Annotated in this window: 11 protein-coding genes and 1 pseudogene; 3 read left to right on the forward strand and 9 right to left on the reverse strand. The window is 32.8% G+C overall.

Annotated elements, in window-relative coordinates:
- Positions 1-181 precede the first annotated feature (181 nt).
- The 3 genes and pseudogenes from H527_RS0117865 to H527_RS24840 all read left to right on the forward strand — a co-directional run.
- Positions 182-415 carry a hypothetical protein gene (locus tag H527_RS0117865; protein ID WP_027413944.1) on the forward strand — a complete coding sequence of 78 codons (234 nt, stop codon included), beginning with the start codon at positions 182-184 and terminating at the stop codon, positions 413-415.
- A 65-nt stretch (positions 416-480) separates the two neighbouring features.
- Positions 481-615 carry a hypothetical protein gene (locus H527_RS24720; protein ID WP_282706431.1) on the forward strand — a complete coding sequence of 45 codons (135 nt, stop codon included), beginning with the start codon at positions 481-483 and terminating at the stop codon, positions 613-615.
- Between the two features lie 23 nt (positions 616-638).
- Positions 639-948: pseudogene (locus H527_RS24840) on the forward strand (IS982 family transposase); the annotation flags it as partial.
- 63 nt (positions 949-1,011) lie between these two features.
- Here H527_RS24840 and H527_RS0117885 read toward each other — a convergent pair.
- The 9 genes from H527_RS0117885 to H527_RS24240 all read right to left on the reverse strand — a co-directional run.
- A complete protein-coding gene (locus H527_RS0117885) occupies positions 1,012-1,461 on the reverse strand; it encodes a hypothetical protein (RefSeq protein ID WP_162143830.1) in 450 nt (149 codons plus the stop codon).
- Positions 1,462-1,565: 104 nt separating this feature from the next.
- The gene (locus H527_RS0117890) at positions 1,566-2,471 is read right to left on the reverse strand and encodes a hypothetical protein (RefSeq protein ID WP_027413947.1); all 906 of its coding nucleotides are present in this window, start codon (positions 2,469-2,471) and stop codon (positions 1,566-1,568) included.
- Entirely contained in the window at positions 2,458-5,226 is a 2,769-nt protein-coding gene (locus H527_RS0117895) for a hypothetical protein (protein ID WP_027413948.1), read from the reverse strand. The genes H527_RS0117890 and H527_RS0117895 overlap by 14 nt, the downstream gene beginning before the upstream one ends.
- A 10-nt stretch (positions 5,227-5,236) precedes the next feature.
- Complete coding sequence (locus H527_RS22570) at positions 5,237-5,740, reverse strand: PAAR-like protein (RefSeq protein WP_051316863.1); 504 nt, start codon at positions 5,738-5,740, stop codon at positions 5,237-5,239.
- 50 nt (positions 5,741-5,790) lie between these two features.
- On the reverse strand, positions 5,791-6,681 hold the full coding sequence (locus H527_RS0117905; RefSeq protein WP_027413949.1) for a hypothetical protein: 891 nt from the start codon (positions 6,679-6,681) through the stop codon (positions 5,791-5,793).
- A 6-nt stretch (positions 6,682-6,687) separates the two neighbouring features.
- The gene (locus H527_RS0117910) at positions 6,688-7,200 is read right to left on the reverse strand and encodes a hypothetical protein (protein ID WP_027413950.1); all 513 of its coding nucleotides are present in this window, start codon (positions 7,198-7,200) and stop codon (positions 6,688-6,690) included.
- A 1-nt stretch (position 7,201) separates the two neighbouring features.
- The gene (locus H527_RS23295; RefSeq protein WP_155837942.1) at positions 7,202-7,867 is read right to left on the reverse strand and encodes a toxin-antitoxin system YwqK family antitoxin; all 666 of its coding nucleotides are present in this window, start codon (positions 7,865-7,867) and stop codon (positions 7,202-7,204) included.
- Positions 7,868-7,878: 11 nt separating this feature from the next.
- Positions 7,879-9,411 carry a zinc metalloprotease gene (locus tag H527_RS0117920; protein WP_027413952.1) on the reverse strand — a complete coding sequence of 511 codons (1,533 nt, stop codon included), beginning with the start codon at positions 9,409-9,411 and terminating at the stop codon, positions 7,879-7,881.
- Between the two features lie 2 nt (positions 9,412-9,413).
- A partial coding sequence (locus H527_RS24240) for a phage baseplate assembly protein V (protein ID WP_248601262.1) occupies positions 9,414-10,604 on the reverse strand: 1,191 nt, incomplete at its 5' end.

Below are 10,604 nucleotides of genomic sequence, written 5' to 3' on the forward strand. Positions count from 1 at the left end.
AAATCTCGTGACTTCCTTTTGGGTGCTGGTTTTCATTTTGGAGTTACTACCCATAAAATTGAAAGAAACGGAAAGCTATGGAGCTGTGTCTATGAATATATATTACTGCACACAAAAGATGACCAACTCCTAATCTCAAAAGCATAATTTACAATTGCTTAAAAACCAATTCTATCACACTATGAAAAACCAAAACATTATAGATTGTTATAAGCTGGATATCATTAAGGATATTCCTTTAGAACTGGATGTAATAACCCAAAATAGAGATCAACTGCTTTTTGAAAATCAAAAACTTAAAAAGATACTACTTGCTCTAAGTGTAGGACTAGGTGGTATTATTGCCTATAAAATCATTAACTATTATGGAAAGAAAAAAAAGAGACAAAAAACAAATATCCTAGTACCAGAATAATTACAGATAATATAGATACCCTTAAAAAAGTTACTCAAAAAGATTACTTTTCTGAAAAACCAATAGTGAAAATTATTGCCAATACCGTTTTAATATCAGGTACTATTTTTGGAGTACTATTCGTATCCAGATATTTCTTAAGTGCTACTGCCAAAATGATAAACTCTTGCAAAGAGGTAAGAGATGCATGGAAAAAATAATAGAAACACATCCTAATCCCATTATGAACCCTAATAACCTGAGTTCGATTAATATTTCAGAAGTTTTTTGTGTTATTGATGAATTTTGTAAGGAGTATGACCAAATAGTTGATAAATCACTACTAGGCAACCCTGCAAAACGACCACCAACGATGTCAGTCAGAGAGTGAAATTATTACTATTACCGTATTATTTCATCTAGGAGGTTTTAGGGCCTTTAAACACTTCTATATTTATTATGTTCAGGCACATATGAAAGAAGAATTTCCCAAAACAGTTTCTTATAATAGATTCACAGAACTGATGCAAAGAAACCTGATGCCCATGACAATTTCCAATTTCCCACCAAAAGTACCTTCAACGCTTCCTTGCCAATCAAATTTATTAGTACCAAAGTTATAAGAAACTGCGGTTTTTTGTATTTATCTTTTTAGCTTTCAAATCTTTTTCAACTTGTGTAGGAGTAAAAACATATAAAATGTAAAGGGTAATACCTCCTATTAGTATTGCAAGTAAAGAACCAAACCAATGCGAAAAACTATTATAAAACCCAGAATTTTTAACCCCTTCGAGATAATAGATTTTTTTCTTTGTTCCTAAAGATATATCCTCAGTACTCTCAAATTGAATTTTACTCTTAAAGGAATGTTCTATGTTATCTTGATCTAAATAAGAAAATATAGGGCTAAATAATGTATTTTGACTATTGTCTTCATTTGTAGTATAAGACATTTCATAATTTATTATTTCTCCCCATGTTTTATTTCCAAAAACAACATAATAAATACTTGAAGACAATAGATAAATACCTCCAAATGTCAATAATAGACCTAATATAAAAAACAACAAACCATAGTTATTTTTAATTTTTCGACCACCTTTATAGAACAGAAAGAGTATTGTTAAAATAAATATGCCAAAAGGTATATAATATAAGACTATAGGGCTCATTACCACAAATACCATTTGTTATCCCGTTTATCTTTATATATAAATAAGGGTAGAGATAAAGATTCATTGCCTGTTTCTGGGTCTTTTGCCCAGATAATATTACCCCCATCATGAATACGTTCTAAAGTAGCAATCCTACCATTACCATACAACTGTAGAGTGTAATTTTCGATAGGTTGTATGTTAGTTTTTTCCTCATTTATAGCTTGCTTATTATCAGCTAATATATCATTGATCCAATCTATAGTATGATACCTAGAAACAATTAATTTATTAAAAATTTGTGAATGTAGGATATTAAATTGATCATAATCATCCATCATTAAATCTAACATTCTTTTAAATTCTTTTACCACTTCTTCTGTTAGTGTTTCTATATCTATTTTTGATAAATCCACCGCATTATCCAAATCATTGATCTCATAGGGTACTTCTGCATTAAAAATGGTATCCAACTGAAAATATGGTAAATCTTCTTCAATCTGTGGCATCTCCCATTCCATAATCATAGTACTCCCCCCAAAATCATTTTCTTTATCCAACATATCTGGATACCGTAGCAAACGAATAGTGATATCTGCATTTTTGCTCAATATATCCCCTTGTAAGGGAGTTACCCGTATCGATAATTTTTGTTTACCTCTTTTTAAGATCCATCCATTCAACATATGACGTACACTATACGCAGGATATGAATCTATATATTTAGTTACTAATAAATCATTTACCCTAATTTCATAATGACAATTCTGGTTATTGATTTGTAAAAAATAACCTGATTTTTCTTTAGTCTGGTTTATGGTGCTATTACTAGATAAATTTTGCATTGCTGTGTTTGTTGTTTTAGATTCTTTGCATCCTAGTGTTAAAAACAAGGATATGATGATTGTACTAAGCTTTGTCATTTTGCTGTAAATTAAAATAGTATTTATTTCCTAATAGAGTATGTTGCCCTACTACAGTATAGGGGCCCAATTTTTTTGTTTTACCTACTCCTCCAAAATTACTTTTCTGTTCTTTTTTAGCTACCGCAGATAATCCTGCAAATTTAATAGAAGCATCTATATATAAGCCAGCATTATCTGCACCTGTTTTTAACGCCCCTGTAAACCCTGTCTCGGCAGACACTTTGTATTTTGTAGTACTATTACCGCTTATATCACCGCCCATAAACAAAAACCCTACAAGACCACCGCCTAATGTTAAGCTTGCTTCGACTCGTAGTTTTAAAGCTCCATCAAATCCGATATTTCCTTTACTTAATTGCGTTTGCTGTGCTACTTGCATAGAAAAAGCTACTCCAAAATCGATGCTACCTACCATTTCTATAAAAAAGCTAACTTCTGCACCCGCTGCATCAAGAATAATATCTGCTACTTTTATGACTTGACCTGCTACAGGGATAAACCCTGCACAGGTTATCAAATCCAATTTTCCCGAAGCTTTTAATAAGGGAGAGGCTTTAAAAAAAATATTATAGCTTGGTAGAACATTTGTTTTATCTGCTTCATTTGGGTTAAATCCCCATGTACCTCCAAAGGATAATGCAGGTTCATATACTTGGATTGAGATTGGCAATTTAGATAATTTAGACAACCACTTACTTCCTCTTTTTTTTGCAAGTGTTTGTACCCGTTCCTGATATTTTAACTTTTTTGTCTTTTCATCATATTGATTTCCTGTCATACTATCTATCAACTCCTTTGCTTTGGCAAAAGCATATACTATATCATGTATTTTTTTTCCAAAATCAGGTGCAAAATCTACTTTGGTATCGTTATATGAAACATTAATTCCTAATTTTAGGTTTAATTTTCTGATAGCTTTTTCTTTCTTTTTTGAAAAATCAGGTATTGCTTGCTCATTAAAAGCTTTGGTTTCTTTGATTGCTTTTTTACGAGCATCTGTAAGATCACTGCGCCAGTCTTCTTTATACTTAGAATCTATTTTTCCTATAGAAAAAGAGATTCCCCAAGTAATATCAGGGTATACCTGTAGTAATATTCGTTGACTTGTATATCTACATGTTCCGACAGGTATTGTATAATTTTGAGCATCTTTTTTGGAAAGTAAAAAATAGTTAAATAGCCATAACTTATCTAATAGAGCATTGTTTACTTTTGATCGTTCTGCTACTTTTGTATTATACATATACCCCATTTTTAAGAGTATGGTGTTATCTTTTATCTCATAGGTACTATACTTTTCATCAGATACTGTACCTTTTTCTACCAACCACTGTGGGGATACTTTGGTAGCATCGATAAGGTTTTTGATGGTATGTGGTTCTGGAGCAATACATTTTATCTCGCCACTCTCATTACCATAATCGGTTATGCTCAGGTCTTTTAGAGTAATTTTTACGGTTTCCTTTTTACTATCTCCAGCAACAAAACTAAAAACTTTGGTAGTGTTATCCGTTATTTCTTGATCGCTTAACTCTTCTTCGTTAAAAATAACTGTGGGCTTGTTTTTTCCTACCAGTACTTCTATGCCTGTAAACTTGCAAGGATCGTATTTCTTACAGGTATATTTTTTGTCTTTTACCTCTGCAAGCATTTTACCTGCTTTAATATTACGAGTTTCTATAGCTTCTGATTGTGTTGTATAGGGTACTTCTATATACACAGGTAGTTGTTCTCCTTTACTATCGATGGTTTTAAATGTGATTTCGGTACTTTCATATTTAGCTGCAGATGCTTTTACATTGGATGAAGAACGAATAAGTTCCATCCAGTTTTCTTTCTCCCAATCTTCTTTTGTTATCGTATATGCTACTATTTCTCCGTTAGGAGATAGCTGTCTAAAAGCTGCTCCTATAGCTATATTAGAAGTTCCAACACTTTTTTCTTTACCTTCATAAACAGCATCTTTATTAAAATAGTGAGTGGCTTTGATTACCGCATAATAATTTCTTACCTCGTCTGAATTATTATGCCCAGCATCACTTCGCCATGTATCTTCTATAATGATAGCAATCTTTATTTTAGAGTTAAAGTCTTTGGTTTCTTTTGCAAAATCCACAACACTCCTGATAGGGTCTTTGGTAACTTTTTTGTTTTTTTCATGATTATAGATATCTACTTCAAATACAACATAATTATGATAGTTTACCGATACGTCAGGCAATAAATGGGTATCTAAAAGAAGATTTACCGTTTTGCCATATTTGGACTTAATCAGATTATAATCATTACCAATAGCTATCCCTTCAAAATAAGCGTTTAAAATACAGGGAGTTCCTTTTACCACAAAATACTTGCCTACCGGATGTTTAAATTCAGGATAATAAACAAAGGCTTCCAACCAGTATTTTTTACCTACAAGATGTTTTTGTTTAGAAACATTACTTATGTTAATGGCTGAGGATTTGGCATAATCGATTCCTATGCCATATATGCGAAGTAGGATTTTGTTTTCTCCCGACCACTTTCCCCAATGTTCAAATTTTACTTCTTTTGGTATCTCTCGTAGTTGATCCAGATATTCTGCCTCTACCCATATCCATTTTATTTCTTTTGTTACTTTTTTGATGTCTTTGGTAGCACTATAAAGAGAAACACCAAAACTTAAACTTTCGTTAGCAGGTATAATTACCAAATTATCGTCGGCTTGAAGATTATTATCTCTTGGGGCTATTTTAGCAATTCCAGATGGCATAGTGTTGGTTTTATAGAGTGATCGCTTTTATTTGAGATTGTGCCATAGGTTGTATAGCTTCATTTGGGTTTACCAATGGGTTCATTTGGCTGGCAGTATCTTTTTCTTGTTCTTCTTGTTCAAAATTTTGTGCTACTGGTTTTCCTGTTTGTCCATGAAATGTAATCGATACACAAGGCGCGCCAGCAATTGCACAAATAGCTTTGCTTACATCTAATAAAGGATTTCCATCATTATCAGATAGGGTAACTTTATCATAAAAATCCTGCCACTCTGTAATATTGGGTTGACAAGGCTTGTAACCACTTGGTGTGGGTTGCATTTTACACTGCCCAAAGGTCTTTTTTTCAAAAGGTTGTCCTATCTCTTTATTGGTGGCTACTAGTTTTTCTGCACCATCTGGATCATTTATATATCGTTTGCTTTGTGTTTCTACAATTAATTTGTCTGGTGCATTACCAAATTGACATTCACACTCTGCGCCATAGCATACTAGTTTTCCTTCTTTACTCATAGATATGATGTTTGTAGATTAGTATTATTTCGGTATCGTAAGAGGGAGAATTAACTCCAAAAAGAAATTCGTTTCTTTTTCTTTTTGGGTACATTTCTATCCTTTTCTCTAAGGTGTATTATGGTTGTTTCAATAGTTTTTATGACCTCATGCTCAATATTTTTTAACTGTGCTTTGCTACGTATTTCGTTGATTAAAAAACTGGTTGCATTAAGTTCGTACTCTATACTTATATCTGCATTTTTATTCTCGTTGGTAGCTTTGTGGTTAATCAAGATGGTATTCTCACGAACATAGGTTTTGGATACATTGATCTGCCCGTTATACAACATACAGTTTTCAAAAGAATTAAATGCAGGAAATAAATTGTCTGTTTTTTTATTTCCAAAATAACCTTTTGGGAAATAAACAGGGGTAAAAAATGTAGCCCAGAACCAATCTTTTTCCATACTGGATTGTAAGGTATGGGCTGAGTTCATTTTTTGCTCCAAGAGGGTAAAAAAACGTGTTGCATATATGCCTGTATACTCTTTTCTTTTTAGGGTTATAAATTTTTGAAACCGTTGTGTGATTCCTTCAAAATTTAAAACACCTAATAGTCTACCAGTATTACTTATTGCCAGTTCTACAGGGTATAATACTTGCAACATAAATTCTTCATTAATCTTATCTATTACACGATCTGTATTGGCTTGATTGATATAGACCTTACTTTTTTGAAGTTGTACAGTCCAGTAATTTTTTACATAATCCTTCTTTAAGTAGGATACAGTAACCTCATATTGGATTTCTTGAGTGTACTTTTGAGTTGTAAACCTAGTAACTACACCGTACGATCTGGTACGCTCTCCAGAATAATCATCTAAATCATAATCTGGAACATTTTCGAAATTGACCTCTAATGGAACTCCATAAGAAAGTGTATTGCGTTGTTCTTTCATTTAATATTACAAGTTTCTTAATTTAAGGTTTCTACGTGTTTTTTTATCTAATTTTGATGCATTAATAAAAGTATAAACGACATCCTTACTTATCCAATTTTCACCAAAACCGATAATCTCTTCATTTATATATTTAAATTGTAACCACCCAAATAGTGAAATATTCAACTCAAAATCATATTCGGGTTTAAAGTTTATTTTTATTTCAGTATTATTAAGTTCCCAATTAGATGACAGGTTTATTTCGGTATCTGAAATCCCATAATTTGTAACAGATCGTTCAATAGCTGTCACCTTTTCATTATCAAATTTAAGTATTAGATAAACCTGTGTTGGCGAATAGCGGGATAGTATTCTTTTCCCTTTTCGTGGATTGCTTCCTGTATATTGAATATCCTCGCACATGCTTCCCATATAATGAACAAATACATTATTAGAAATTGGATTATTAACTTCATTAAATACTTGCGAAGATTTACAACTAGCTAATACAACATATAACAATATTAAATATTTCATACTAATTTTCGCGAGGTTCTAGCACACCGCCTTTTTGAGTATCTAGTACTTTACCTGTATTACCATCTAAAATCTTAACTTCTAAAGGAAATCCTTTACCTGTACCAACACCTGTTGGGTCTGGGTATGTTATTTTCCATACATTTCTTTTAAATTCTTTAGAATGCATACGTTCTATACTGGTATCGTATGTACTAGTGGTTTGGTAGCCTAACGTTATAGGTATATTATTAGATACACAATAATTAAGCACATCATCCCAAGTAAAAGCATAACCTTCATCATAATTAGTTTCTTTTATAAGTTTTCCTTCCTTGTCATATTCGTACCAAATGCCTTTTTCTATACCCTTATTCCCATAATTAAAAAAAACAGATTTTCTTTGAATATTACCATTGTTATAAAACAATTTTATTATTCTAAATGGAGAATTTTTATAATAAATAATTTCTTTATGAGATAATAAACCTCCAAAATAAATTTGTTCTATTATTGTGTTATTTTCCTCAATAATAGTTCTCTCATTTTTTACGTTCTTTTGAAACCTGTCTATGTCAAATTTTTCATGCGTATCCTTAATAGTCGGTATATAAAATTGATGTTGTTGTATAGGCATTTGTTGCATCTTACAGCTAGTTATAATTAGTAGTATCAGTAGTTTTTTCATGATTTACATTTTTATTCAGGGTCTGCTGCTGCGTTGGCTATTGCCCATTGCCAGTGTTGCAGGCTAAAACGTGCTGTTTTATAAGCAGAGTTGGTTATTGCTTTATGATGTGAATAGCTTAATATATTATTGATGGATTTGTAGGTAAATGTCCATTTTGCATTACTATCTGCCTCACTATTGGTAAAGGTATGCGCCAAATTAAGGGCATGTAAAATCTCATGTGCTCCAGTTTGTGCATTGGCATCTCTAAATAATATGGTATAATTTTCTCCTGGAAAAGCAAATCCTGCTTTACTAGTATTGGGATCAGGATGATATCCTTTTTCATCAAAAATAAATACCTTAAAAAAATCATCGTATTTATGCTCTTCGGATGGGGTTCGTTTTTTTAACATATCTTTAAACAGATATTCTAATGATCCCATAAGGCTTCCTTTTCCCTCTATTTCACCATTCTTTACAAACCTACTATTAAAAAAAGAAGAAGAGATAAGATCCAGAGTTTCTGTAGCACTATTTTTATCTACATCAATTAGAGCTTGTCTAAGATATTTTTTGATATCTGTACTAATATTAGCATTACCTTTATTTGGTCCTGAAGAAGTAATGTTAGTTTTCATTTCTACAAAAACAATTTTTTTGGTTTTTCGGTGAGGTTTATCGTTTGCTTTTACAATAAGCTTACCCACAATTTCTTCTTTAGTAATTTGATTCTCTGCCTCATGTTCTGGATCTCCGCAAAAATGAGGGCTTACTCCTTTGGAGACTGCTACAATATTTATAACCTGATCGGTACTACATGTTTTTTTACAAGTAATGGTTATATCTTGTTTGGTAGGAGTGCTATTAGTAACTGTTTTGGTTAAGTCTACTGGGGTAACCGAAAAAAATTCTTTTTGAGATTCTTCCAGCTTTATTTTTAATTCCTCTGGTTCTGTTTTTACGTGTATATAGGCTTGTATGGTTACCGATACATCTGGATCGGTTTCTTTTTTAAAGATAGTAAGATACGAAGCCAGAAACTCATCCATAACAGGATTTCCCGAAGCATCATTCAAAGTGTTTCCGCTACTATCTTTTTTGTGCTTCCATTTGATTTTTGTAGGTTTAAATTTGTTTTTTAAACTATTGTATAAAGCAATATTCTTTTTAAAATAGCCTTTAAATTTATTAGGATCAGTTTCTAATGTCCTATGCCTGCTATCTGTATACTGTTTAGAAATTATATCTTTATAATCGAGGTTATTAAATAACCCAGCACTATTCTTATAATCCCCATTACGAAACCAATCAAAACCAAACTCGCCTCGCCAATCTGGTTTTGGTCTAAACTCTATATAGCACTCTATGGTAATGGGAAGCGTTCTTGACAGGTTACTTTGTGGTGCTTCTTCTGCATCCCCAAAAAAGATACCTTCGCCAGCCTTTTCATTAATTCGTTTACCTGCAATGGTATTGATATCCCCACCACTGTAATAATTAATATTTCTGGCTTTTTCGGTATAATTACCTTTTGCTATTTTAACTATTTTTCCGCCCATTATTAGGATAGATTACTGTTTTCGTTGCTATTACTGTGTAATTTTCCTGTGGCATGCTTTGTTACATTTTCTATGGCACTTAAGTTCATTTCTTTTTCTGCATTTTTTGATATCGTTTCGGCATTTCCTTCATAATCTCCATCTGCCATTTCATAGATATTAGATGCCATTAGTTTATAATCTGCTCCCGAAGTGATCGTTGTATGCTTTGCTACTCCAGAGGTTTTGTTTTCTCCTATGGATTCTTCCAGATTTTTACCAGCGATAACATAAATATTTTCTCCTGCTTCTATATTTATGTTTTTCCCAGCTTTTATATTAATATCCTTAAGAGCATTAACGGTAATTGTTTCCTCTTTGGTATCTATAATTACATGATTCCCTTTCTTATCTTTTATGGTAATACTCTCGCTATTATCGGTATCATTAAACTCTATGGTGTGCCCACTACGGGTAATGATACTTTTATAGTTGTTTTGGTCTTGTCCTCCTGCGCCAGTAGATCCGTTAAAAAGGCTACCCATTACAAAGGGGCGGTTAGGGTCGTTGTATCGAAATCCTACCATTACCTGATCGCCCACCTCTGGGATAAATACATGTCCTCTGTTTTGTGAATGATGGCTACTGCTACCCGCATCGGGGGTCATTACTCGTATCCATGAGGTTTTCATCTCTGCGATTTGCCATTGAAACTGCACTTGTACCCGTCCTTTTTGTTTTGGATCTTGGTTAGATACTACCGTTGCTATTTGCGGATGTGCTTCTGGAAAATCTACTTCTGGTTCTGGTAGTATTTGGATGCCCGAAGATATCGCCTCAAAACTATTGGTGTACTCACTAGATCCTGTAGCATTGTGTGTGATTTTGGTAATGATATACTCCCCATAGTTTTTGATATCAAAAGCTCCAATCCCTTTTTGGGCAGCAGTTACCTTGATTACAGAACCTATGGTTAATCCTTGTTTGGTACTGGTGCCCTTAAGCACACTTGCTGTTGCAGCGGCGCTTGCTTGTTTGTTTTTAACAATGGTATCTATCTCACTTTTATCTTTTACTCTGGTAGTGGAATAACCTTTGGTATCTACATTAAAAAGAGATTTAGAAGTCTCAAAAGCATGTGTCCCCAATTCGTTTAGTCCTGCTACTTGTCCCAATGTTTTGGATTCGTTTCTGGCATCTTCTAAAGCGTTATA

Origin of the sequence: Aquimarina muelleri DSM 19832, from assembly GCF_000430665.1 — a bacterium.
In the GTDB taxonomy this organism is placed as follows: Bacteria; Bacteroidota; Bacteroidia; order Flavobacteriales; family Flavobacteriaceae; genus Aquimarina; species Aquimarina muelleri.

What these genes read in the sequence shown, in the direction of transcription:
- H527_RS22570 (WP_051316863.1), bottom strand. Translation starts at nt 5,740, where the DNA reads ATGAGTAAAGAAGGAAAACTAGTATGCTATGGCGCAGAGTGTGAATGT.
- H527_RS0117905 (WP_027413949.1), bottom strand. Translation starts at nt 6,681, where the DNA reads ATGAAAGAACAACGCAATACACTTTCTTATGGAGTTCCATTAGAGGTC.
- H527_RS23295 (WP_155837942.1), bottom strand. Translation starts at nt 7,867, where the DNA reads ATGAAAAAACTACTGATACTACTAATTATAACTAGCTGTAAGATGCAA.
- H527_RS0117890 (WP_027413947.1), bottom strand. Translation starts at nt 2,471, where the DNA reads ATGACAAAGCTTAGTACAATCATCATATCCTTGTTTTTAACACTAGGA.
- H527_RS0117920 (WP_027413952.1), bottom strand. Translation starts at nt 9,411, where the DNA reads ATGGGCGGAAAAATAGTTAAAATAGCAAAAGGTAATTATACCGAAAAA.
- H527_RS0117910 (WP_027413950.1), bottom strand. Translation starts at nt 7,200, where the DNA reads ATGAAATATTTAATATTGTTATATGTTGTATTAGCTAGTTGTAAATCT.
- H527_RS0117895 (WP_027413948.1), bottom strand. Translation starts at nt 5,226, where the DNA reads ATGCCATCTGGAATTGCTAAAATAGCCCCAAGAGATAATAATCTTCAA.
- H527_RS0117865 (WP_027413944.1), top strand. Translation starts at nt 182, where the DNA reads ATGAAAAACCAAAACATTATAGATTGTTATAAGCTGGATATCATTAAG.